Source organism: Janthinobacterium sp. P210005, from assembly GCF_036231865.1.
GTDB lineage: Bacteria > Pseudomonadota > Gammaproteobacteria > Burkholderiales > Burkholderiaceae_D > Janthinobacterium > Janthinobacterium kumbetense.
The window spans coordinates 40,339-64,774 of sequence record NZ_JAZARC010000003.1; the positions used below are offsets into that span (position 1 = coordinate 40,339).

Here is a 24,436-nt window from a genome sequence, read left to right on the forward strand (position 1 = left end):
TTTGTTTGATGTTAAAGTCAGGCGGGAGGGTGGTCGGCCAGCAGGCGCCGCGCCGCGGCCAGCACTTCCGGCACGCCGGGCGGCGCGCCTTTGTCGCCCAGGTTGATGATTTTCGGCGACCAGTTGCCTTCCGTTTTCCACAGCGGCGAATCGGCATAGATTTCCACCGTCGGACGCACAAAGGCGGCGGCGATATGCGTCAGGCCCGTGTCGACGCCGATCACCAGCGCCGCATGGCGCGCCAGCAGGGTGGCGTCTTCCATCGACAGCTTCGGCAGCAGGCGCGCGTTGGGCAGGCTGGCCGCCAGTTGTTCGGCTTCCGCCTTTTCCTTGGGCGAACCCCAGGGCAGCAAAATCGGCATGGGCGCGAGCGCGTGGCCCAGGGCGATCCAGTTCTCCGGCGCCCATTTCTTGGCGTCGCGCGCCGTGCCGTGGAAATACACGCAGTAGGGCGCCTCACCCATCCAGTCCGGACGCGCTTCGCTGGCCGATACGTCCGGCAAGCCGAAATCGGCCGGCGTGTCGACCGTATAGCCGAGTGCCGCGCCGGCCACCAGGCGGCCGCGCGCTACCGCATGCGTACGCGGGTCGAGCGGAATGCTTTTCGTATGAAAAATGCGCGAGATGCCTTCGTAGCCGGAGCCTTCGCTGCCATTGGCCAGGCCGACTTTCTGTCCGCCCGGCGCCAGGCGCGCGGCACCCATGATGATGCCCGTCTTGAGCAAGCCCTGGGTATCGAACACATAATCGTAGCGCGTCTGCCGCAGGCTGCGGAAAAAGGCAGCGATTTCCGCACGCGTTTCTTTCTTGCCCAGGCTCTTGCGCCAGCGCCGCAGCGCGAACGGGAAGATGGTACCCACGCGCTGGTTCAGGCGCACCAGGCTGACGTAACCCTCTTCGACCACCCAGTCGATGGTCGCATCCGGATAATAGCGGGCGATGTCCGCTACCATCGGCAGGTTATGCAGCACGTCGCCCAGCGAGGACACCCTCACCAGCAGGATTTTCAAGGGCGCCTGTGCGCCAGCTTGGCCGGCCATGCTGTCAGAACGGCAGCACAGCGTCTGGCTTGGCGGCCAGGATCACGCTTTTGAACTGTCCCTGGATGCGCGCCAGCGCTGCCGGCGTTTCCGCTTCGAAGCGCATGACGATCACCGGCGTGGTGTTCGACGAGCGGGCCAGGCCGAAGCCATCCGCGTATTCCACGCGCAAGCCGTCGATGGTGATGATCTGCTCATTGCCAGGGAAGACGGCGTCGCGGCGCAGCATGTCCATCAGCGCGACATTCTCGCCTTCCTTCAGCTCCAGGTGCAGTTCGGGCGTGCTGTCGGACTGCGGCAGGGAGTTCAGCAAGGCCGATGGATCGGCTTCGCGCGTGAGGATTTCCAGCAGGCGCGCAGCCGAATACAGGCCATCGTCGAAACCGTACCAGCGGTCCTTGAAGAAGATATGGCCGCTCATTTCGCCACCCAGCGGCGCACCCGTTTCGCGCAGCTTGGCTTTCACCAGCGAGTGGCCCGTCTTGTACATCAGCGGCACGCCGCCATGCTTGGTGATGTAAGGCGCCAGGTGGCGCGTGCACTTCACGTCATACAGAATCTGCGCGCCCGGATGGCGGGTCAGCACGTCGGCGGCGAACAGCATCATCTGGCGGTCGGGGTAGATGATCTGGCCATCCTTGGTGACCACGCCCAGGCGGTCGCCATCGCCATCGAAGGCGATGCCGATTTCCGCATCCGTCTCGGCCAGGCAGCGGATCAGGTCTTGCAGGTTTTCCGGATGCGCCGGATCCGGATGGTGATTCGGGAAATTGCCATCGACTTCACAGAACAGTTCGATGACCTCGCAGCCCATGCCGCGGAACAGGTCGCCCGCAAATGCGCCGGCCACGCCATTGCCGCAATCGACGGCGATCTTGATCGGGCGCGCCAGCTTGACGTCGCCCAGGATGCGCTCCAGGTAGGCGGCGCGGATATCATGCGTGGCATAGCTGCCTGGCGTGCTGCTGGCGCGGCCGTCGTGCGCGACGATGCTGTGGTACAGCGCCTGGATCGCTTCGCCGTGGATCGCTTCGCCGGCCAATACCATCTTGAAACCGTTGTAGTCGGGCGGATTGTGGCTGCCCGTGACCATGATGCCGGAGCGCGTGTCGAGCACATTCGTGCCGAAGTAGACCATCGGCGTGGCCACCACGCCCAGGTCGATCACGTCGACGCCTGCCGCTTGCAAGCCCTGCGCCAGCGCCGCCGTCAATTCCGGTCCCGACAGGCGACCATCGCGGCCGATCACTACCCGCTGCTCGCCCTTGGCCAGGGCGGCCTGGCCAAATGCCTGACCGATCTTGTGGGCCACGCTGGCATCGAGGGTTTTAGCGATGATGCCGCGAATATCGTAGGCCTTGAAGATCGTTCTGGACAATGGAAGCATGGTGTGGGCGGTATAAAGAGGGTCAAATAGGGTGCCTGGCAAGGTGCAGCGCGGGGCTGACAGCTTGCTACTGCGCCAAGAGTATACCGAATTATACGCGCAGCAGATCGATCGACTTGCCCGATTCCACCCATTGCCTGACCCACAGCGGCTGGCGGCCACGGCCTGTCCATTGCTCGGTCGCATTGTCAGGATGGCGGTAACGCACCGCGACTTTGCCCGTGCGCGGGTGCAAGCCGTCGAGTATCAGCTGTTTCAGCGGAATGCCCGCCTGCTGCGCGATGGCCATGATCTGTTCGCGCGCCTTGTTCAAGTCTTCGCGCTCGCGGCCGTTCAATTCCTGCTTGACATTATCTTCCAGCTTGCGCAATTCCAGCATCGTCATCGTTGACAGATCCATCCGGTATATCCTTTACATTAATTTAGATAATAAAATCACGTGGAATATACTACATTGCATAAACATCTGCGCAGCGTTGCATAATTCATCGCCTATTGAATCACCGCCATCGGCTTATTATTTATCTGCTACACATTAAGATTTAATGAAAAATATCCCGAAAGTACGCGTAGAAAATAAATAAACATGGATGAGTGGTATTCCGGCAGCCTGCGCAGGCTGCTTGCAAGTCCAGCGTGGCGCGGCTATCCATTCCGATAAACGCGCTGGCGGATGATTATCGATATACGCCAGCGGGAAATGCCGCCCCATTAAATCTCCGGCAGCATAATCGGCATCCGCTTTTCTTCCCGCCGGCCGTGTGCGCAATCGGGTACCGACCAGGAATGCACCCAACGCCAAAGGGCAGGCATGCTTATAATGCAGGCGCGTAGTTCACTCCACCCCGGCACATATGAAAACTTACTTTATCGGCGATCTGCAAGGCTGCCATGCACAAACCATCGAACTGATCGAACGGATCCAGGCGGCAGCGAATGGCCCGTACCGCCTGCTGTTCGCTGGCGACCTGATCAACCGCGGCCCGGCCTCGCTGGCCACGTTGCGCCACGTGCACGCGCTTGCGCAGCAGGGCCTGGCCGACAGCGTCCTGGGCAACCATGACTTGCACCTGCTGGCCGTGACCAACGGCATCCGCCCCGAGCATGCGTCCGATACGCTGGCCGAAATTCTCGACGCGCCCGACCGCGACGAGTTGATCAACTGGCTGCGCCAGCGGCCGTTGGCACTGGCACACGATGGCCACGTGCTCGTGCATGCGGGCTTGCTGCCACAATGGAGCGCGGCCCAGGCCCTGTCCCTGGGCGGGGAAGTGTCCGCGATGCTGCGCAGCGACGGCTGGGTGGCCTTCCTGCGCACCATGTACGGCAACGAGCCGGCCGCCTGGCGCGACGACCTGCAGGGCGCCGACCGGCTGCGCTGCATCGTTAACGCCATGACGCGGCTGCGCTTTTGCACGCCGGAAGGCGTGATGGACTTCAAGATGAAGGAGAGCGGCAGCCCGCCGCCGGGTTCCGGCCTGCTGCCCTGGTTCGACGTGCCGGGACGGCGCAGCGCCGGCGACACCATCGTCTTCGGCCACTGGTCGGCGCTGGGACTGCAGCTGCGGGAGCACCTGATCGGCCTCGATAGCGGCTGCGTCTGGGGTGGAAAACTGTCGGCCGTGTGCCTGGAAGACCGCTCGCTGCTGCAAGTCGCCTGCCCCGCCTTCCAGCAGCACAGCGGCAAGCGCTAGATGGCAAGCATGGCGCGCATATGCTTAGTCGAAATCGGTCGTTGGCCTTGCCGCGCGCAGCCCGTATGATGCAGCTTTTGCCTTTGCGATCCCATGCATCCTGATACCGACAGACTGGCGCGCTGGCTGCTCGGCAGCCTGGAACTCGACACCGCCGTCCTGCATGTGGGCCAGTACTGCGGCCGCTGGCGCGCCTCCACGGCGGGCCGGGAACTGGGCAGCTTTCACCTGGTGCTCGATGGCCACTGCTATCTGCACCTCGACGGGGCGGCGCCGATTGCGCTCGGCCCGCGCGACGGCGTCTTCCTGCTGCGCGACTTGCCGCACTTCCTCAGCCCGCACAGCGACCCGCTGCAGGCGGTCAGCGCGCAAGCCATGCTGCCGCTGCAGTCGTCCACGGACCAGCCGGCGACGGCGCTGGCCTGCGGCTTCTTTCAATTTCGCGGCGCACTCTCCGCGCTGATCGTCGACTCCTTCCCGCCGTACCTGCTGATACGCGGCGACGCGCCCGCCTTCAGCGCCGCTGCCGCGCTGTTCGACCTGATACTGGCGGAAGCCGGCGGCGACCCGGAACAACCGTCGCCGCTCATCGCGCGCCTGGTCGAACTGCTGTTCTTTTACCTGATACGCCATGTGGCGCAGGGCGAACAGGTGGCGGCCGGCCTGCTGTCGCTGCTGCACCAGCCCGCATTTTCGCCGCTGCTCGAACGCATGCTCGACGCCCCCGCCGACGACTGGTCGATCGAGAACATGGCCAAGGCCGCGTGCATGTCGCGCGCCAGCTTCTGCAAGCATTTCGCCAGCGCCAGCGGCCACTCGCCGGCACAGTTCCTGCTCCTGCTGCGCATGAAGATCGCCGCGCGGCGCCTGCACGATGGCGTCTCCGTCGAACGCGCGGCCGAACTGGTGGGCTACCGCTCGCACGCCGCCTTTACGCGCGCCTTCAAGCGGGTCACGGGTGAACAGCCAGGCGCCTACCGGCGCGACCAGCGCCAGCGCCAACTGGCCAGCTGAAATCAAGGATCGCACAATCGCAGACGAACGAGCACAAAAGGACGACGCTGACGTCTGTTACCTGCACGGCATGGCCGATATAATGCATGAGTGACTTACCAACTTAGCAAGGTACCCCATGTCCCGTCTGACGCTGCACACTCTCGATACCGCCCCGGCCGATAGCCGCCCCTCCGTGGAAAAGGCCATCGCCAACAATGGCTTCCTGCCCAACCTGATCGGCGTGCTGGCCAATGCCCCGCTGGCCCTGGAAACCTATCTGACCGTCTCCGGCATCAATGCGCGCGCCAGCCTGACGTTAATGGAACGCGAAGTGGTGCAAATCACGGCCGCGCGCATCCACGGCTGCGATTTCTGCATCGCCGGCCATAGCGCCATCTCGCTGAAAAAAGCGGGCCAGACGCCCGATACCGTGCGCGCGCTGCAGCATGGCCAGCCGACGGACGATACAAAGCTCGACGCCGTCGCAGCCTTCGCCACGGCCGTCATCGCCACGCGCGGCGCCGTCAGCGACGCCGAATATCAAACCTTCCTGGCGGCCGGCTACAACGAACAGCAGGCGCTGGAAGTGGTGCTGGGCATCAGCCTGGCCACCCTGTGCAATTTCTCCAACAGCCTGGCCGGCACGCCCGTCAATCCGCAATTGACGCCCTACCTGCCTGGCGCCGTCTGACATGGGCCACCTCAATCACTGGCTGCACACGCATGCCGACCAATTGGACCAATCGTCGGACCTGGCTGAAACCATTTTGCCAGCCCTCGCTGGCGACCAGTTGCTGGCCATCGGCGTGCCGCAGGAACACGGCGGCGCGGGCGGCGACGTACGCGACGCCATCGACGCCATCGCCAAAGTCGCCGAGCAATCGGTGACGGCGGCCTTTGTTTTCTGGGGCCAGCGCTGCTTCATCGAATTCCTGCTGCAAAGCGGGAACCGCGCCCTGGCAGAACGCCGCTTGCCTGGCCTGCTGGCAGGCTCGCAGGCCGGCGCCAGCGGCCTGTCGAACGCCATGAAATTCTTGTCCGGCATCGAACAACTGCAAATCACGGGCGCGCGCCAGGAAGACGGCTTGCTGGTCGACGGCGGCCTGGCCTGGGTGACGAACTTGCGCAAGGCGGGCTTTGTCGCGGCGGCCGCCGTGGCGCCGAACGATGGCGCGCCCCCTGTCATCGTCGCCTTCGACAGCGGCACGGCAGGCGTGCAGCGCAGCGACGACCTGGACCTGATCGCCCTGCGCGGCAGCAATACGGCTTCCGTCAAGCTGGCACAGGTGCACATTCCCGCCGCGGACATCATCAGCGACAACGCGCCGGCCTGGCTGCCGCAGGTGCGCCCATCGTTCCTCGGCATGCAGTGCGGCCTGTCGATCGGCCTGGCGCGCGCCAGCCTGGCCAAGGCGGCGCAAATTTCCGCCGGCTCGCGCAACCAGCTTACGCCGCGCATCGAAGCACTGCAAGCGACCCTGGAAGCCGCCGTCGCCACCTTGCTGGCAGGCGTGCACGATGGCCGCTTCAAGACGCAGGCGCCGGCCATGTTCCGCCTGCGCATACAGCTGGCCGACGTGCTGCAGCAGGCGCTGATGCTGGAACTGCAAGCCATGGGCGGGCGCGCCTACCTGAACGCCGAGCAGCAGGGCTTTGCCCGCCGCTGGCGCGAATCGTCGTTCATCCCCATCGTCACTCCCAGCCTGACGCAGCTGCAAGCAGCCTTGCAGCTGTTCGACAGCCAGCAGGCGGCCAAGGCGGCGGGAGCGCCGGCATGAGCGTTGCTGATTGGGCCTTGCAGGCGCAGGATCTGAGCTATGCCTATGCGGGCAGCGCGCCCGTGTTCCAGCACGTGTCTCTGGGTGTGCGCCAGCGCGAAATCGTCTGCCTGCTGGGCGGCAGCGGCTGCGGCAAATCGAGCCTGTTGCGCGTGCTGGCCGGCTTACAGCCGCCGTCCACGGGCGAGATTCAATTCCTCGATGCCCCCATGCGCGAACCGGACCCGCGCAGCGCCCTCGTCTTCCAGCAAGCCAGCCTGCTGCCCTGGCTGAACGTCACGGGCAATGCCGGTTTCGGCCTGGACTTCAAGCACCAGCCGCAGCTGACGCGCGAAGCGCACCAGGCGCGCGTGGCGCAAGCCATCGAGGCGGTGGGATTGAAGGGACGCGAAAAGCTGTATCCATCCGCCCTCTCGGGCGGCATGGCGCAACGCGTGGCGCTGGCCCGTGCGCTGGCGCGCGAACCGGAACTGCTGTTCGCCGATGAACCGTTTTCCGCACTCGACGCCATCACGCGCGCCGAGATGCAGTCGCTGCTGGTTGACGTGGTGCACCGCTGGCACACTGCCGTGCTGCTCGTCACGCACGATATCGATGAAGCGATCCTCGTGGCGGACCGCATTCTGCTGATGGGCGGCAAACCGGGCAACATCGTGCGCGAATGGCCCGTCGCCATCGCTCAGCCCCGCATCGGCCACAGCGCAGACGTCATCGCCCTCAAGATGGACATCCTCGACGCCCTGCAAGCGCTGCAAAAGCAGGATCAAACGCCCGCCTTCGCCCCCAATTAATCGACCGGAACTTTCCCATGACATTCGAAGATCAAAACAAACCCCTGCATATCTGCGCTTCGTCCGATTGCGACTGCGGCCTGACGCGGCGCGACTTCCTGCGCATGTCGGCCCTGGCCACGGCCAGCGTGGCTTCTCCCCTGCTGTTCGCCGGTGACGCCATGGCCCAGCAAGGCCCGAAAGGCGACGACCAGCCCGTGAAAATCGGCTACCTGCCGATTACCGACGCCACCCCGTTGCTCGTCGCCCACGCCCGCAAGCTGTTTGAAGCGGAAGGCCTGCAGGCGGAAACACCTCGCTTGTTCCGCAGCTGGGCGCAGATCATCGAAGCCTTCGTCGCCGGCCAGGTCAACGTCATCCACCTGCTGTCGCCGGCCACCCTGTGGGTGCGCTACGGCGCCAAGTTCCCCGCGAAAGTCGTCGCCTGGAACCACGTCAACGGTTCCGCGCTGACGGTGGCCAACGAGATCAACAAGGTCTCCGACCTGGGCGGCCGCACGGTCGCCATCCCGTTCTGGTACTCGATCCACAACATCCTGCTGCAGCAAATCCTGTCCTCGAATGGCCTGACCCCGGTCACGCGGGCGCGCAACGCGGCCATCAAGCCGAATGAAGTCAACCTGATCGTGTTGGCGCCGGCCGAAATGGTCTCGGCCTTGGCCAGCAAGTCCATCGCCGGTTACATCGTGGCCGAACCGTTCAATGCGGCGGCAGAAAACGCCGGCATCGGCAAGATCCTGCGCTTTTCGGGCGACGTGTGGAAAAACCATGCATGCTGCGTCACCTTCCTGTCCGAGCGCGACATCAACACGCGCCCCGAATGGGCGCAGAAGGTCACCAACGCCATCGTCAAGGCGCAGTTGTGGACGCGCTCGAACCAGGTCGACACGGCCAAGCTGCTGTCGAACGTGGGCGAGCACCGCTACACGCCGCATCCGCTGCAGGTGCTGACCAAGGTGCTGGCCACCACCGATTACGCCGGCTATGAAAAGCAGGGCCTGATCGTGCACAAGAACTGGCAGCAGCGCCGCATCGACTTCCAGCCATATCCGTTTGCCTCGTACACGGAAGAACTGGTGCGCGCCATCGGCCGTACCAAGGTCGAAGGCGATACGCGCTTCCTGGCCAACCTCGATCCGAAGTTCGCCGCGCGCGACCTGGTCGATGACCGCTTCGTGCGCAAGGCCATCACGGCAGTCGGCGGCCCAGCCGCCTTCGGCTTGCCGGCCAACCTGCTGCGCAGCGAAACCGTGGCGGTCTGACGATGGCAAGCAAGTTGTTCACGAAGTTCGGCCTGCCCCTGGTGGGGCTGGCCTGTGCCTTGCTGCTGTGGTCCATGGGCGTGACGGCACTGGAGAAATCCACGCCCATCGCCACCGCCTTCGCGCCCTTGCCCACGGCGCTGGCGTTCCAGGAGATGGTGGGCGGTTCGGATATCTGGCTGCACGTGGTATTGAGCCTGCAACGGGTGGCCGTGGGCCTGGGACTGGCGATCGTCATCGGCGTGCCGCTGGGCGTGCTGGTGGCCATGTCGAAGAGCTTTTCCGGTGCGGCCATGCCGCTGTTCCAGTTGCTGCGCATGATTTCGCCGTTGTCGTGGATGCCGATCGCCGTGATGGTGCTCGGCGTCGGTGATGCGCCCGTGTACTTCCTGCTGGCGTTTGCGGCCGTCTGGCCGATTTTGCTCAATACGGCGGCCGGCGTGGCGCGGCTCGATCCGAACTGGCTGCTGCTGGCACGCAGCCTGTCGGCCACGCGCAGCGAAATCGTCTTCAAGGTGATTTTACCGGGCATCACGGCCGATATCCTGACGGGCGTGCGCCTGGCCATCGGCATCATCTGGATCGTGCTGGTGCCGGCGGAAATGCTTGGCGTGTCGGCGGGTCTCGGTTACTTCATCCTCGATACGCGCGACCGCCTCGCGTATTCGGAGCTGATGGCCGCCATCGTGCTGATCGGCATACTCGGGTTTATCCTCGACTACCTGGCCCGCGCCGCGCATGCGCGCTGGCTGCACGTCAAAAACTAGGCGGTCTTTTCCAGCGGCAGCGCGGCGGCCACCGCCGCCTGCGTTGCCGTCGCCAGTTCGCGCCGGTGCGCATCGAGCGTCGCCACTGGCGCCAGACAGGTCAGGCGCGCCGTGATGGGCGGGCCGCTCAGGATCGCCACCATGCTTTGCGCAAAGCTCATGTCGCCGATGAAGTCGACGGCATGGTGCAAGGCCCCCTTGTCATCCACATACACGAGCGCGAACGGCTGCACCGGCACTTGCGCGTCAATGGCCGCCTCGAACAGGTTGGCGTGAAACGGCAGTATCTGTCCTTGCGCGGCGGTCGTGCCTTCGGGGAAGAACGCAATGCGCTCGCCCGCCGTCAATTTATCCACCAGGCCCTGGAAAATCAAACGCAGGTCGCGCTTGCTGCCGCGCGAAATGAAGATGGTGCCGGCACGCCCCGCCAGCCAGCCCAGGATCGGCCATGCGCGGATTTCCGCCTTGGCGACGAAACGGCAGGGGTGGACGGCATTGATGACGAAGATGTCGAGCCACGAAACGTGGTTCGCCACCACCATCGCATGGTCGAGTGCCGGCACGCTGTCCGCCGGCTGCGCCACGTGCACGCCGCAGATGTCGAGCAGTTGCGTCGACCAGCGGCGGATCCGCCGGTTGCGCCCCTCCAGGTCCAGCCAGGGAAAGAGCACGGCGCTCTTGGCCATGCCGCAGCCCAGGTGAATGGCGATGCGCGCGAGGCGGTAGGTAAGCAGAAGTTTCAAATCACACCAACAAATAAACCAGAACCGAAATCCGGGAGCAGACAAGGGATGCCGGGGCAGCGTGCCCCGGTCCACGGATCTGATTTTTTAACGCTGAAACGCCACCTGTCCGGCGACGATGGTCGCCTTGACGATGCCGCTCAGCTCATAGCCGAGGAAAGGCGTGTGCTTGCCCTGGCTGGCCAGCGACGCCGACGACACGGTCCAGCGCGCGGCGGGATCGAAGACGCAGATGTCGGCCGCTTCGCCCACGGCCAGGCTGCCGGCAGGGATGCCGGCGACACGGGCCGCGTCGGCCGTGACCTTGGCCACGGCGCGCGCCAGCGGACGGGCGCCCGCCTGCGGCTGCGCCAGCGCATAGTCGTCGGCCCATTTCAGGGCCAGCGACAGCAGCAGTTCCAGGCCTGTGGCGCCGGGCGACGCTTCGCCGAACGGCAACAGTTTTTCATCGTCGTCGACGGGCGTGTGGTCCGAGCACATGGCGTCGACCGTACCGTCGAGCAGGCCGGCGCGGATCGCATCGCGGTCGCGCTGACTGCGGAACGGCGGCGTGACCCTCGCGTTCGGGTCGAAGAAACCGATATCGGCGTCCGTCAGGTGCACATGGTGTACGCCCACGTCGCAGGTGACAGGCAAGCCTTCGGCCTTGGCGGCGCGGATCAGTTCCAGGCCCGCCGCCGACGAAATGCGGCACAGGTGCACGCGCGCGCGGCTGGCGCGCATCAGCTCGAAAATCGTGTGCAGCGCGATGGTTTCGGACATCACGGGCACGCCAGACAAGCCCAGGCGCGATGCCAGCGGGCCGCTATGGGCGATGCCGCCGCGGCCGATGTGCGGGTCTTGCGGGCGCAGCCAGACCGTGTAGCCGAACGTGTTCGCGTACTGCATCGCGCGCAGCAGCACGGTGGTGTCTTCGATCGGCTCTTCCGCCTGCGCAAAGCCGATGCAGCCCGCTTCCGTCAATTCGGCCATTTCCGTCAGCGACTTGCCCTTCAAGCCCATGGTCAGTGCGCCCAGCGGATGCACGTGCGCCTTGTTCTGCGTCTTGGCGCGGTATTTCAGCATTTCCACCAGACCCGGCTCGTCGAGCACGGGATCGGTGTCGGGCGGGCAGACCAGGCTCGTGACGCCGCCCTGAAGGGCTGCCTGCAACTCCGATTCCAGCGTTGCCTTGTATTCGTAGCCCGGCTCGCGCAGGCGCGCGGACAGGTCGACCAGGCCGGGGGAAACCACCAGGCCGGCCGCGTCAAAGGTGGTGTCGGCGGTGAAACCGGCCGGGGCGCTGCCCACGGCCAGCACCTTGCCGTCGGCGATAAACAGGTCTTGCAAGCCATCGATGCCGTTGGCAGGGTCGATCAGGTGGCCATTCTTGATATGTAGTGTCGTCATGCTCGCTTACTCGTCCTTGGGCTATCAGCCCTGATTACCAGCCAAAATACTCATCACCGCCATGCGCACGGCGATACCGAACGTCACCTGCGGCAGAATCACCGCCTGCGGACCGTCGGCCACGGCCGAATCGATCTCCACGCCGCGGTTCATCGGGCCCGGATGCATGACGATGGCATCCGGTTTTGCCAGCGCCAGGCGCTCGGGCGTCAAACCATAGCTCTTGAAATATTCCTGCGCCGACGGCAGCAGCGCGCCGCTCATGCGTTCATTTTGCAGGCGCAGCATGATGATCACGTCCACGCCTTTGAGGCCTTCATCCATGTTGGTGAAGGTGCGCACGCCCATCTGCTCCAGGCCGCCCGGCAGCAGGGTATGCGGGCCGATGGCGCGCACTTCCGGCACGCCCAGGGTGGTCAGCGCGTGGATGTCGGAACGGGCCACGCGGCTGTGCAGGATATCGCCCACGATGGCCACCGTCAGGTTGGTGAAATCCTTCTTGTAGTGGCGGATCGTATACATGTCGAGCAAGCCCTGGGTCGGGTGCGCATGGCGTCCGTCGCCCGCGTTGACCACGTGGACATGCGGCTGCTTCGTGTCGATCAGGTGCTTGGCGATCAGGTAAGGCGCGCCCGACTGCGCATGGCGCACGACGAACATGTCGGCATGCATGGCCGACAGGTTGTCGATGGTGTCGAGCAGGGACTCGCCCTTGCTGGCCGATGACGCCTGGATGTTCAGGTTGATGACGTCGGCCGACAGCCTTTTTGACGCGATCTCGAAGGTGGTACGGGTGCGCGTGGAGTTTTCAAAGAACAGGTTGAAAACGCTCTTGCCGCGCATCAGCGGCACCTTTTTCACATCGCGGTCGGAGATGCCGACGAACGAGGAAGCGGTATCGAGGATGTGGTTGACGATAGACTTCGGCAAGCCTTCAATCGTCAGCAGATGTTGCAGTTCGCCGTGTTTATTCAGTTGCGGATTAAGCATGGTGGGTATCTATGGTGAGCGTGAATTTTCCATCGTCGGCTTGCTTCAGGACCAGGGCCTGACCCGGCGGCACGGCAGTGAAGGCGGCCACGAAATCGGCGGCCACCGGCAACTGGCGTTCGCCGCGGTCGACCAGGGCGGCCAGCATGATCTTGGCCGGGCGGCCATAGTCGAACAATTCGTTGATGGCCGCGCGCGTGGTGCGGCCCGTGTACAGCACATCGTCGACCAGCAGGATGGTGGCGCCGGCCACGTCAAAGCTGATTTGCGTCGGCTTGACGTCGGCATGCAGGCCCTTCTGGGCGAAGTCGTCGCGGTAGAACGAGACATCGAGCACGCCCAGGCGGTCGAGCAGGTTCAGGTCGCGTGCCAGGCGTTCAGCCAGCCAGGCGCCGCCCGAATGGATGCCGACGATGGCCACGTTGGGGATGCCCGCCAGGCCGCTCTGCACCTGTTGCAGCAAGACCGCGTACAGGGCCTCGGCGTCGAGTTGGGAAGGATTCGTAGGATGCGGCATAGGGTTCTTGATCATTCAGGAATGGGTCAAAGGTCAGATTAATAATTCGCGTCGAAATACTGTTGCAGGATGATGGCGGCGGCGCGGTCATCGATGACTTCACCCCGCTTGGCGGCGATGACGGCCGATGAATAACGCTCGTCGACCAGTTCCACCGGCAGGTTGAAGCGGCCATGCACCTGGTTGGCGAAACGGCGGCAGCGCGCGCTCATTTCGTGTTCCGTGCCATCGGGATGGCTGGGCAAGCCCACTACGATGCGGCTCGCGCCCCACTCCTTGATCAGGCTATCGATGGCGGCAAACTTCGGCTCATTCGCCGTGGCCGTGATCACGCTGAGCGGCTTGGCCTGGCAAATCATGGTATTGCCGATGGCCACGCCGATGCGTTTCAGGCCGAAATCGAAGGCGAGGATGGTGTCGATGGCGTCACCGCTCATGCGTGGCCAGCCTCGCTGGCGAGCATGAGCGGATCGATACCGAGCAACTTGATGGCCGCCACATAGCGCTGCTCGATGGGGAAATCGAACAGGATGTCGGCCGAGGCGCCCACCGTCAGCCAGCCGTTGCGGCCGATCTCGTCTTCCAGCTGGCCCGGGCTCCAGCCCGAGTAGCCGATCGAGACCAGCATGCGCTCGGGGCCATCGCCCTTGGCGACGGCTTCGAGCACGTCGATCGAGGTGGTAAACGCCACTTCATCGGTCACCGTCAGCGACGAGGAATAGCGCGCGCCCGGCGTATGCAGCACGAAGCCGCGGTCGTCCTGCACGGGGCCGCCGAACATGATCGGTTCGTTGATGATGGGCGTGTCGCTGCCGGCTGCCAGTTTCAGGTCGATGCGGTCGAACAGCACTTCCATGGTCATGTCGGTGGGCTTGTTGATGACGACGCCCAGCACGCCGTTTTCATTATGTTCACACACGTACACGACCGTGCCGCCGAAGATCGGATCTTGCATGGCCGGCATCGCAATGAGGAAATGGTTGGCCAGATTCAGGGTGGAGGAACCGGTCGCGGCCGGCTCTCCCACACCCTGCATCAAACGATGTCCTGGTAGAGTCTGGTCGATTTTACTCTTTTTCATACGCGATGCTCTCTCTGTGGGCTTGCTGGCAAGTCTCGCTTACCCCGCTATCGTACGCCTGGCACCTCCTGCCGCGAATGTTGGGCGGCGAGAGCCGTGTTGCCAGGCGCTATTCTTGTTATGTTATAAATTAATGGTCAATTCGCTTTGCCTGCAGGCGCATTTCAATGCCAATTGTAAAATTGATTGCAAAATCGCTGTCGCACATAAAGCACCACGAACATACCCGGTAGTTTACACTGAATTGCCGCCGCAGCGACGCCAAAGGCGCGACCCGAGCGGCGATAAAGCCCCGTTGGCGGCAAAAAATGGCCTATCTTTGACCCTGAACACGCGAAATAATGACAATCAAGACTTCCCTGGTGTGGTTCCGGCGCGATCTGCGCGCGTTTGATCATGCTGCACTGCATCACGCCCTGCGCCAGAGCCAGGCCGTGCATTGCGTCTTCGTATACGACACCGCCATCCTGGCGGCCCTGCCGCGCCGCGACCGGCGGGTCGACTTCATCCATGCCAGCCTGGCCGAGCTCGCTGGCGAACTGCGCCAGCTGGGCGGCGACCTGATCGTGCTGCACGCGGACGCGGCCGAGGCCATCCCGCGCCTGGCCGCCGAATTGAACGCCGACGCCGTCTTTGCCAACCACGACTACGAACCGCAGGCCATCGCGCGCGACGCCACGGTTGCCGCCGCGCTCACGCGCGACACGCGCCTGTGGTTCAGTTTCAAGGACCAGGTGATCTTTGAAAAGGACGAAGTGCTGACGCTCTCGGCCAAGCCGTATACCGTCTACACGCCGTACAGGAATGCCTGGCTGAAGAAAATGCGCGCGGAACCCGGCTGCCTGGCGCCGTTCGCTATCGAGCCGCATGCGGCCAGCCTGGCGCCGCCGCGCGCCGGCACACCGGTGCCCCTGCCCACCTTGGGCGAGCTGGGTTTCGAACCGAGCAACCTGGCCGAGCTGGCCATTCCCACCGGCATGTCGGGTGCCAGCACGTTGTTCGAGGACTTTCTGCCGCGCGTGGCCCGCTACGACGTGGCGCGCGATTTCCCCGCCTTGAAGGGACCGTCCTACCTGTCCATGCATCTGCGCTTCGGCACCGTGTCGCTGCGCTACCTGGTGCGTACCGTGGTCGACCTGATGGACCGGGGCGGTGGCGGCGATGGCGCGCCCGTGTGGCTGGCCGAACTGATCTGGCGCGATTTCTACGCGATGATTTTGTACCAAAACCCGCACGTGGAAGGCGGCGCCTTCAAGCCGGCCTACGACGCCATCGCGTGGGAAACGGGTCCCGAGGCCGATGCCGCCTTTGCCGCCTGGTGCGAGGGACGCACCGGCTATCCGCTGGTGGACGCGGCGATGGCGCAACTGAACCAGACAGGCTATATGCACAACCGCCTGCGCATGGTCACGGCCTGCTTCCTGATCAAGGACCTGGGTATCGACTGGCGCCGCGGCGAAGCGTATTTCGCGCTGCACCTGAATGACTTCGACCTGGCGTCGAACAACGGCGGCTGGCAATGGGCTTCGTCGTCCGGCTGCGACGCCCAGCCCTACTTCCGCATCTTCAATCCGATCACGCAATCGGAAAAATTCGATGCCAGCGGGCGCTTCATCCGCCGCTACCTGCCGCAGCTGAAGGCGCTGGGCGACAAGGAAATCCACGCGCCCTGGCTGGTGCCGCGCATGCTGCTCGAGCAAAAAAACATCGTGCTGGGGCGCGACTATCCGGAACCGCTGGTGCAGCACGACGAGGCGCGCAAGGAGACCCTGGAGCGTTATGCCGTGGTAAAGGTGGTGGCGTAGGTCAAGACTCGGTCAACAAGCGCCCCACTTCCGCCAGCAATTCCTCTTCCTGGAACGGCTTGCCGAAATACGCATTCACGCCCAGCTCGAACGCATGTGCGCGGTGTTTGTCGGCGCTGCGCGAAGTGATCATGATGACGGGGATGGCACGCGTCTTGTCGTCGCTGCGCACATTGCGCGTCAAGTCAAAACCATCCATGCGCGGCATCTCCACGTCGACCAGCAGCAGGGCCGGCATGGCAGCCGGCTCCAGCGCATGCAACTGCTCCAGCGCATCGACGCCATCCTTGGCCAGCAGCACCTGGTAGCCTTCGCGCTCGAACAGGCGCTGCATCACGCGGCGCACCGTCAGCGAATCGTCGACCACCATCACGCGCGCAACCGGCGCGGCCAGCGCGCTGGAAACGGCATGCTGCTCGCGGCTGGCCAGCGCATATTGCGACAGCAGTTCCGGATGGTGCTCGAGGTGCTGCGCCAGCGCCACGGGGTTCAGGATCAGCACGATGTCGCCCGTGCCCAGCACCGTGGCACCGGCAATGCCCGGCATGCGCGCCAGTTGCGGACCCACGTGCTTGACCACGACTTCGCGGTTACCCAGCACGTCATCGACCTGCAAGGCCAGCCTGTCATTGCCATTCCTCAGCAACAGCACGGGCGCATAGCGCTGCGTGGCCTGCGCCGCCGGCGTCTCGCCCAGCATGGCCGACAGGTGGTGCAGCGCCAGCGACTGCCCGTGCGACTCGACGCGCCCGGCCGCCCGCACCTGCTCCAGCTGCTCGCCCTTCAGGTGCAGCACCTGCTCCACCAGCACCGATGGCAAGGCATACGTCTTGCCGTTCGCCGCCAGCAGCACCACCTGGGTGACGGCCAGGGTCAGCGGCAGGTGGATAGTGAAGCGCATGCCGAGGCCCGCCTGCGTCAGCGTTTCCACGCGCCCGCCCAGCGCCAGCGCTTCGGAGCGCACGATGTCCATGCCAAAACCGCGTCCGGCCAATTCCGTCAGACTGTCGGCGGTGGAAAAACCCGGCGTGAAAATCAGCTCGGCCGCCTGCGCGTCGGTCAATGGCGCGTCCATCGCCAGCAGGCCGGCGTCGTGCGCCTTGGCGCGGATGCGTTCCAGGTCCAGTCCCCCGCCATCGTCGGAAAAGGCGATCGCCACTTCATTGCCCTGCTGGCTGACCTGCACCAGCAGCTCGCCCGTCTCGCTTTTTCCGGCTGCCAGGCGCGCGTCGCGCGGCTCGATGCCGTGCACGATGGCGTTGCGCAGCAGGTGCTCAAACGGCGCCGCCATGCGTTCCAGCACGCTGCGGTCGATTTCCACGCCGCCGCCGCGGATGTCGAGGTTGACGCGCTTGTCGACTTCCTTGGCGCTTTGCCTCGCCACGCGGAACAGGCGTTCGGCGATGCTGGCAAACGGCACCATGCGGATCTGCATCAGGTCGCGCTGCAACTCGCGCGTCAGCCGCGCCTGCAGCACCAGGTCGTCCGTCACCGCATCGACGCTGTGGCTGAGGTTTTCATGGAAGGAGGCCACGTCGTTGACGCTTTCGGCCATCATGCGCGTGAGTTCCTGCAAGCGCGTAAAGCGGTCGAATTCGAGCGGATCGAATTCGCGCTCGCTGCCGACGGCCATGCGCGAGGCAATCTGCGATTCGGCCTGCATTTCCACTTCGCGCAGCTGGCGCCGCAAGCGCGCCAGGTTATCGGAAAACTCGGACAGCGAGGCGCCCAGAACGCCAACTTCATTTTCCATCTTCGAGCGCGTGATCGACACTTCGCCAGCCTGGTTGACCAGGCGGTCGAGAATATCGGCGCGCACGCGCACCAGCGCCGCCTTCGGTTCGGCGACCGGCGTATCTTCCATCCCCGGCAAGGGCAGCAAGGGCTGCTGCAACTGCTCGAACAGGTGCAACGCATGGTCGTAATGGGCCAGCAATTCCTCGAAAGCCTGCGGCGTGGCTGTGCCTGCATGCAGCATGTTTTCGATATGCGTCTCGATTTCATGCGCATGCTGGCCCAGGCGCATGGCGCCGGCCATGCGCGCGCTGCCCTTGACCGTATGCAGGGTACGCAACAGCATCTGCGCCTGGCCGCTGTCGTGCGCCTGCTGCTGCCAGCTGCGCAGCGCCTCGCCGATCTGCGGCAGCAGGTCGGCGCCCTCTTCCAGGAAGACGGACAATAAATCGAGGTCAAGTTCATCGCTGATGCCGGCGCTGGCCGCCAGCAGCGCGGCCGCATCGGCTGGCATGATGGCGGGCGCAGGCGCTTCCGGCGCCGCGTGCTCCAATGGCGGCGCATGTTCGAAACCGACGTCGAACAGGTCGTCGCTGGCGCCGCTGTCCTGCACCGGCGTCGGCACCGGTGCAGGCACTTCGGCAGCAGGCGGCTGCAGCGCGTCGGCGACGATGCTGGCATACGTCGCCTCGAACAGGGTCTCGAGCTGCGGCACAGGGACCTCGGCCAGCGCGTCGGGCAGCGCTTCCGCAGGGTGCGCCGGTGTGCCGACGATGCTGGCGTAAGCGGCCGCAAACAGGGCGTCTAGCCGCTCTGCCTTGCTCTCGCCGGGCGCCGCCGTCAGGGTGCGCCACAGGGTGTTGAGCGCTTCGATCATGTCCGGCTGCGTTGGCGCCAGGTCGCCCAGCGCAAACGCCTGCAGCATTTGCCCGACGCGCTGCGTGGCCTGCTCCAGCACATCGTGCTGTTCGGCGCGCAGGCCGGCCAGCGGCGGCACCACCGTTTCGATCACCGTCTCGAGCGCGTGCGCCAGGTCGCGCAGGGACTGGAAGCCGACCGTGCCCGACGTCCCCGCCAGGGTATGCACGGCTTGCAGCGCTTCCGCGCTGACGGCGCGCTGCTCGTGACGCCATTCGCCGAAGTCGCGCGTGAGCACGCGCAGCAATTCATCCGTCTCGGCCAGGTAGATGTTGTACAAGGGAAGGCTGATGCGCAGTTCGCCCACGTGCTTGAGGTGATCGTCCGGCGCTTCGTGGAGCGCGGGCGCCGTGGCCAGGGGAAGGCCGATCACATTGCCATTGCCGGCCACGGGCGCGGCCGGGCGCGGCTTGCGCAATTCGAACGGACAGCCTTCGCGCACGCGCTCTGCCGCTGCCAGCAGCATGCCGGCCTCGCGCTCTCGCCCTGCGCCGCCTTCCAGTTCCGCCACCCATTCGCTGAGCTGGTACCAGCCGTAATTCAGCAGGGTAAACAGATCGTCGCTGACGGGTCGCGCTTCGGCCAGCCAGGTATTCATGACGCGCTCGATGGCGCCGGCCGCTTCGGCAAACTGCGCCAGGCCGATCATGCGGCTGCTGCCCTTCAGGGTGTGGAACGAGCGGCGCAGCATGGCCAGGTGGTCGCCGCTGGCGGCTTGCTCGCGCGGCAGGGCCAGCGTGGTGTCGACAAAGGCCAGCACTTCGCGCGCTTCGGCCATAAAAATGTCGAGCATCTCCGCATCGACATCGGTCACTGCCGGCACGGCATCCATTCCGGCAGGCGCGGCGGGCGCCAGGGCCTGGTCGAGCAAGGGTACGGGCACGGTGCCGGCGGCGGCGACTTTTTCAAATGGCAGGGCGCGGAAGGCGCCGGCGGCGGCGTCGAAATGGAAACGCCCGCTGGCCGCCTGCGCGTTACGGCCCAGCATGTCGACAAAAAATCCCAGCGCGCTGACATTTTGCGCAATCTCGTCGAGCGCCCCGGCGCGCGCCTCCGTATTGGCGTCGCCACCGGCCAGCTGCCGCACGGCCGCATCGACCTGCAGCACGGCGGCGCGCGCCTCTTCCTGTTCCAGCCCGGCCAACTGCTGCTGCAACTGCTCCAGCACGGGCGCGACGCCATCGAGTGCCCCCGCCTTCGCCCCCGCTGCATCCGCGTAATACGCATTGAGCACCTTTTCCACCTGGCGCAGGCCCGTCTTCATTTCCTCGGCCAGCGCGGCAACCGTCTGCCCCTGTTCGATCTGGCGCGACAGCTCGCCCGCCGTGACGGGCGGCGGCGCTTCGCCAGCCAGCAGCGCCTGCAGGCGCGCGGCGATGGTTTCCGCATTGCCGGCGAAATCGTCGGGCAGGCGACGCACCTGCTCCAGGCCCGTGTCGGCAAACAGCAGCGCCATGCCGATTTCATTTTCCAGGGCCGCACTGCGTCCGCTGGCCACGGCTTGCCGCGCCACGGCCGCGCATTCGCGCAACAGGCTGGCCAGGGCCGGCTGCTTCAGGGACTCCGCATGCGCGGCCACGTGTTGCAGCGATGCGTCAAAATCCGTGCCCAGGGCGGGATCGAGGTCGGCTTGCGCCAGGCGGCTCCAGCTGGCACGCGCCTGCGCCAGTGCCGTGCGGGCGCCTTGCAAGGCCTCCTGGTCGACCCGACCATAGCGCCGCGTTTCCAGATCGGCGGGCACCTGCCCGTCCAGGGCGAAGGCGGCACGCAGCTGGCGCGCCTCCGGCGTGGGCTCGGTGGCGGCGGCAATGAAGAACAGGGCGTCGCGCAGCATCGCTTCGGGCAGGCTGGCCGTGCCCTGCGCCAGGCGGCGCAACTGCAGATTGATCAGGCCGAACAACTGTTTGACGTTGAGCGTACCCATGCCCTCGCCGCTGGCCGCCAGCCCGGCAAACGCCTGCATGACGAACCAGAAGGTGCGCGCCGGCGCTTCCTGCTGCGCATCGGCCACCAGGGTCAGGGTGGCGTGCAAGTCGCTCGCATGCTGGCGCCGCGCCGCGTCATCCTGCGCCTTCAGGAAGGGCAGCAGGGACTTTTCAAAGCGCCCGCGCCAGGCCGGATAATCGGCTACCGGGGGCGCGTCCGCCAGCGCAATCGCATACCCTTCCAGCACCGACGCCGGCGGAAAGAACAGGTCGGCCGGGTGACTGCGCTCGGCGCCCAGCATGGTTTGCAGGTCTCGGTAGTAGGGGAACAAGCGCGTCGGCTGCGGCGGCGTGCCGGCCACCAGGTCTTCCAGGTATTCGGTCAGGGCCTGATACAGTTCGGCGACGACTTGCGCATGGTCCAGGGTGTATTCGAGGCTGCCGTCGCGAAAGCGCGAAAGCGCCTGCTCCGCGCCGTCCGTCAGCAGGCTGGCGCCTGCCACGTCGACCATCACCAGTGCGCCATGCGCCTGGTGCAGATGCGAGCGCGCATGCTGCAGGGCCGTGGCGCGTTCCTCGCGCTCGCGGCCACCCGCCTCGAACAAAGCTGTTTTCGAGCGGCCCAGCGCTTCGCGGATTTCCACCATCACCCACGACAAAGGTTCGCTGTCGAACGGCTTGGACTGCAGTGGACTATCAGGTGTGCTCATGCATGCCTCGGTAAGGAAATCGCCTGGACTGGCGCGGCGTTCAGGCGGCGACGCGGAAGCGCGACACCGAATTTTTCAGTTCCTGCGCCAGCATCGACAGTTTATGGATCGACTGCGCCGTTTGCTGCGTGCCATCCTGGGTCTGCTCCGTCACGCTCAGGATATGCTGGATATTCAAGGCCACGCCGCTGGCCGAACCGGCCTGCGTGCCGGTGGCGAACGAGATGCCCTGGATTAGTTCAGCCAGGTGTTTCGACACCTGGCTGATATCGTTCAAGGCTGCGCCGGCCGCGTCGGACAGGCGCGCGCCCTCGACCACGCCCTGCGTGGACGTTTCCATCGCCCGCGTCGCATCCTGGGTATCGGCCTGGATGGTGCGCACCAGCGCGCCGATCTGCTTGGCGGCGGCGGCCGAGCGTTCGGCCAGGCGCTGCACTTCCTCGGCGACGACGGAAAAGCCGCGCCCCGCCTCGCCGGCCGAGGCCGCCTGGATGGCGGCATTCAGCGCCAGCACGTTGGTCTGTTCGGTGATGTCGGAAATGAGCTCGGTGATTTCGCCGATTTCCTGCGAGGATTCGCCCAGGCGCTTGATGCGCTTGGACGTATCCTGGATCTGCTCGCGGATTTCATGCATGCCCTTGATGGCGTTTTCCACCGCCGTCGAACCCTGCTGCGCCGCAGCCACCGACTGGCGCGCCACGTCAGCCGAGACACTGGCCGATTTCGACACGTCGGTAATCGCATTGGCCATCTTGACCACGGTGGCGCTGACGCCCTGGATTTCGCGCGACTGCTGCTGCGACGCGATCAACAGCTTGCTGGAGATGCTTTGCGCCTGCGTCGAGGCGCGATTGACCTGTTCGGCCGTTGCCGTCACCCGCCCCACCAGGCCGCGCAATTCCTCGACCGTGTAATTGACGGAATCGGCGATGGCGCCCGTGATGTCTTCCGAGACGGTCGCCTGCACCGTCAGGTCGCCGTCGGCGACCTTCTGCAATTCGTTCATCAGACGCAGGATGGCCGCCTGGTTCTGCTCATTCTTGGCCTTGGCCTGCTCCTCCTTTTCCTGCGACAGCAGGCGCAGGATTTCCGCTTCCTGGCGCCGCCGCTCGGCGTCGCGCGTGCGGTTGACGGAATCCTGCAGCAGCACGCGGCCGATGCCGGCCGCCGCGATCAGGGTCAGCAACACGCCGCCGACCATCATCCAGAAGGCGACGCCCAGGGTTTCCTGGTTCACGTGGTACATCTGCTGCAGCAGGGTCAAACGCTGGCGCAGGTCCTCGTTCTCGTTGAAAATCAGCTGTTCGGCGCTTTTCGCCGAGCTGAATTTATCGAGCCGGTCGAGTATCGACGAGACCAGCTTCTGGTAAGTGTCGAAACTGGCTTTCAGCGCCACCAGCCGGTCGCGCAGTTCAGCGTCGCGCGTAGGCGCCAATTGCAGCGGCACACTGCCATTGAGCAGGCCTTCGACGGCGGTGCGGAAATACGTCGTGTCGCGTCCCAGCGAGAACGCCGTTTCCGAGCTGATGCTGCCCGACGACAGGAACTCGCTGGCGCTGCGGCTCATGCGCTGGCTCAGCATCATCAGGCGGCCGATGACGGCCAGGTCGCGCGCATTGCCGCCACGCTGCACCTTGAGCGCGGCAATTTCCTCGGTCTGCGCCAGCAGCGCCGGCGACAGCGCATTCAATTGCTGCAAGGTCTTGTCGAATTCGCCCAGTTCCAGTTTCAGGCGCAAGATGGTGCTGGCCGCGCGGTCGCTGCTGGCCCACTTCTTGCGCGCGTCGGCCACCGCAGCCAACAGGGCGGAACGCGACTCGCCGATATCGCGCCCGTGATACGTACCGCCGCGCAGCATCAGGCGGAAATCCTGATTCAGTTCATTGCGGCTTTCCTCGAGCTGGCGGAAGGCTTCCGGATTGCCTTGCACAGCGTTCGGCGCAGCCTTGCCGATGCGCTGCGAATGCATCAGCGCATCGCTGGCCAACTGCGTCTGCGCCGAGGCAATATTGCCGCTGCGCGTATTCAGCCCGACGAACAGCAGGCTGGCGGCCAGGCTCAGGGCCATCACCGTCGACAGGATGCTCAGCTGCTTTTGCAGCGGAAAATGGCCGATCAGCGGCAGCTTCCAGTCCCCGGCAGGCGCGCTGGCCAGCGACTTGCGCCGTCCCAGCGCGTCGCGCAGGCGCAGCGGCAGGTCGGCCGTCGATGTCGGCGCTTCCGGAGCGTGCTGCGCTTCGGGCAAGCCGGCCGCCAGGATCGGGGAATGGGCACCCATCAGCAAATATCCTTGTGGTCAGGGAGGCCGTCAAAGCCGGCATCGAGGAAGCGTGCCGACTGCGCCAGCTGCGCCAGGTCCAGGCGCAGCCACTGCTGCCCTTCGCTGTCGCGCAGCGCCTGCGCGGCCCACGATGGGAGCACGCCCTGCGCCGTATCCTGCACGGGCTGCATCGCGCGCAACTGGCGCAAGCCCAGCACGCGTTCGACCAGCAATGCGCAATTGAGGCCCAGGCGAGGAGAAAAGGTGATGATGCGGCAGTGATTGCCGGGCGCGCAAGCCGCTTCGCCCATGTAGCGGGCCAGGTCGACGACCCCCGTCAGACGCCCGCGCATGGCCGCCAGGCCCAGGTACCAGTCCTGCGCTAGCGGCACCCCCTGGATCTGCACACCGGCGGCAATGACGATTTCGCCAAGCTGCGTCAGGTCGAGCAGGCACGGCCGGCCACCGAGCATCACGCCCAGTTCCTTGCGCGCTGCCAGCGCGCCGCTGCGCGCGGCCTGTATCCGCTCGATCAATTGCAGCTGATACTGGCGCAAGCGCCCCTGCCGCGCACCCGTCTCGAAAGATGGCATGGCGGCGGACGGATAAGCCGCGGTGGATACGCCGTGACCTGGCATCGTCTGCATGC

20 protein-coding genes are annotated in these 24,436 nt (G+C 65.2%); 8 read left to right on the forward strand and 12 right to left on the reverse strand.

Translation table 11 applies throughout. The features are described from left to right. Positions 1-17 precede the first annotated feature (17 nt). From waaC to VPH40_RS13865, 3 genes are all read right to left on the reverse strand, one after another. A complete protein-coding gene (waaC, locus tag VPH40_RS13855; RefSeq protein WP_328573707.1) occupies positions 18-1,040 on the reverse strand; it encodes a lipopolysaccharide heptosyltransferase I in 1,023 nt (340 codons plus the stop codon). A 4-nt stretch (positions 1,041-1,044) separates the two neighbouring features. Further along, positions 1,045-2,427, reverse strand: coding sequence for a phosphomannomutase/phosphoglucomutase (locus VPH40_RS13860; RefSeq protein ID WP_251350298.1), 1,383 nt, complete (start codon positions 2,425-2,427; stop codon positions 1,045-1,047). A gap of 91 nt (positions 2,428-2,518) precedes the next feature. Then, positions 2,519-2,827: an H-NS histone family protein gene (locus tag VPH40_RS13865; protein WP_099666551.1), complete on the reverse strand. Its 309-nt coding sequence runs from the start codon at positions 2,825-2,827 to the stop codon at positions 2,519-2,521. A 454-nt stretch (positions 2,828-3,281) separates the two neighbouring features. Here VPH40_RS13865 and VPH40_RS13870 point away from each other — a divergent pair, with 454 nt between their 5' ends. The 7 genes from VPH40_RS13870 (at position 3,282) to VPH40_RS13900 (ending at position 9,715) form a co-directional block, all read left to right on the forward strand. Next, positions 3,282-4,121, forward strand: coding sequence for a symmetrical bis(5'-nucleosyl)-tetraphosphatase (locus tag VPH40_RS13870; RefSeq protein WP_328573708.1), 840 nt, complete (start codon positions 3,282-3,284; stop codon positions 4,119-4,121). A gap of 93 nt (positions 4,122-4,214) precedes the next feature. After that, positions 4,215-5,135: an AraC family transcriptional regulator gene (locus tag VPH40_RS13875; RefSeq protein ID WP_289917271.1), complete on the forward strand. Its 921-nt coding sequence runs from the start codon at positions 4,215-4,217 to the stop codon at positions 5,133-5,135. Between the two features lie 118 nt (positions 5,136-5,253). Continuing rightward, on the forward strand, positions 5,254-5,808 hold the full coding sequence (locus VPH40_RS13880; RefSeq protein WP_328573709.1) for a carboxymuconolactone decarboxylase family protein: 555 nt from the start codon (positions 5,254-5,256) through the stop codon (positions 5,806-5,808). Position 5,809: 1 nt separating this feature from the next. Next, positions 5,810-6,895 carry an acyl-CoA dehydrogenase family protein gene (locus tag VPH40_RS13885; protein WP_328573710.1) on the forward strand — a complete coding sequence of 362 codons (1,086 nt, stop codon included), beginning with the start codon at positions 5,810-5,812 and terminating at the stop codon, positions 6,893-6,895. Then, on the forward strand, positions 6,892-7,686 hold the full coding sequence (locus VPH40_RS13890; RefSeq protein ID WP_305054000.1) for an ABC transporter ATP-binding protein: 795 nt from the start codon (positions 6,892-6,894) through the stop codon (positions 7,684-7,686). The genes VPH40_RS13885 and VPH40_RS13890 overlap by 4 nt, the downstream gene beginning before the upstream one ends. Before the next feature lie 17 nt (positions 7,687-7,703). After that, positions 7,704-8,948: an ABC transporter substrate-binding protein gene (locus VPH40_RS13895; protein ID WP_230538868.1), complete on the forward strand. Its 1,245-nt coding sequence runs from the start codon at positions 7,704-7,706 to the stop codon at positions 8,946-8,948. A 2-nt stretch (positions 8,949-8,950) separates the two neighbouring features. After that, on the forward strand, positions 8,951-9,715 hold the full coding sequence (locus VPH40_RS13900) for an ABC transporter permease (RefSeq protein WP_034780216.1): 765 nt from the start codon (positions 8,951-8,953) through the stop codon (positions 9,713-9,715). Here the strand turns inward: VPH40_RS13900 and VPH40_RS13905 are convergent. The 6 genes from VPH40_RS13905 to VPH40_RS13930 form a co-directional block, all read right to left on the reverse strand. After that, positions 9,712-10,458 carry a lysophospholipid acyltransferase family protein gene (locus tag VPH40_RS13905; protein ID WP_328573711.1) on the reverse strand — a complete coding sequence of 249 codons (747 nt, stop codon included), beginning with the start codon at positions 10,456-10,458 and terminating at the stop codon, positions 9,712-9,714. The two genes, VPH40_RS13900 and VPH40_RS13905, sit on opposite strands and share 4 nt — an antisense overlap. Before the next feature lie 87 nt (positions 10,459-10,545). After that, a complete protein-coding gene (locus tag VPH40_RS13910) occupies positions 10,546-11,847 on the reverse strand; it encodes a dihydroorotase (protein ID WP_099666542.1) in 1,302 nt (433 codons plus the stop codon). A 24-nt stretch (positions 11,848-11,871) separates the two neighbouring features. Then, a complete protein-coding gene (locus VPH40_RS13915; RefSeq protein WP_034746695.1) occupies positions 11,872-12,837 on the reverse strand; it encodes an aspartate carbamoyltransferase catalytic subunit in 966 nt (321 codons plus the stop codon). Then, the gene (pyrR, locus tag VPH40_RS13920) at positions 12,830-13,354 is read right to left on the reverse strand and encodes a bifunctional pyr operon transcriptional regulator/uracil phosphoribosyltransferase PyrR (protein ID WP_034780225.1); all 525 of its coding nucleotides are present in this window, start codon (positions 13,352-13,354) and stop codon (positions 12,830-12,832) included. The genes VPH40_RS13915 and pyrR overlap by 8 nt, the downstream gene beginning before the upstream one ends. Positions 13,355-13,392: 38 nt before the next feature. Beyond that, positions 13,393-13,791 (reverse strand): Holliday junction resolvase RuvX, encoded by a 399-nt coding sequence (gene ruvX, locus VPH40_RS13925; RefSeq protein ID WP_223278885.1) that lies wholly within the window; start codon positions 13,789-13,791, stop codon positions 13,393-13,395. Then, entirely contained in the window at positions 13,788-14,390 is a 603-nt protein-coding gene (locus tag VPH40_RS13930; RefSeq protein WP_034746689.1) for a YqgE/AlgH family protein, read from the reverse strand. The genes ruvX and VPH40_RS13930 overlap by 4 nt, the downstream gene beginning before the upstream one ends. A 386-nt stretch (positions 14,391-14,776) precedes the next feature. Here VPH40_RS13930 and VPH40_RS13935 point away from each other — a divergent pair, with 386 nt between their 5' ends. Continuing rightward, positions 14,777-16,240, forward strand: coding sequence for a cryptochrome/photolyase family protein (locus VPH40_RS13935; RefSeq protein WP_328573712.1), 1,464 nt, complete (start codon positions 14,777-14,779; stop codon positions 16,238-16,240). A 1-nt stretch (position 16,241) separates the two neighbouring features. Here the strand turns inward: VPH40_RS13935 and VPH40_RS13940 are convergent, their stop codons facing one another. The 3 genes from VPH40_RS13940 to VPH40_RS13950 are packed head-to-tail and all read right to left on the reverse strand — an operon-like array spanning position 16,242 to position 24,434. Continuing rightward, a complete protein-coding gene (locus VPH40_RS13940; RefSeq protein ID WP_328573713.1) occupies positions 16,242-21,527 on the reverse strand; it encodes a hybrid sensor histidine kinase/response regulator in 5,286 nt (1,761 codons plus the stop codon). Between the two features lie 40 nt (positions 21,528-21,567). Further along, positions 21,568-23,805, reverse strand: a complete 2,238-nt coding sequence (locus VPH40_RS13945; RefSeq protein WP_328573714.1) for a methyl-accepting chemotaxis protein — start codon at positions 23,803-23,805, stop codon at positions 21,568-21,570. Beyond that, a complete protein-coding gene (locus tag VPH40_RS13950; RefSeq protein WP_328573715.1) occupies positions 23,805-24,434 on the reverse strand; it encodes a chemotaxis protein CheW in 630 nt (209 codons plus the stop codon). The genes VPH40_RS13945 and VPH40_RS13950 overlap by 1 nt, the downstream gene beginning before the upstream one ends. Positions 24,435-24,436 lie beyond the last annotated feature (2 nt).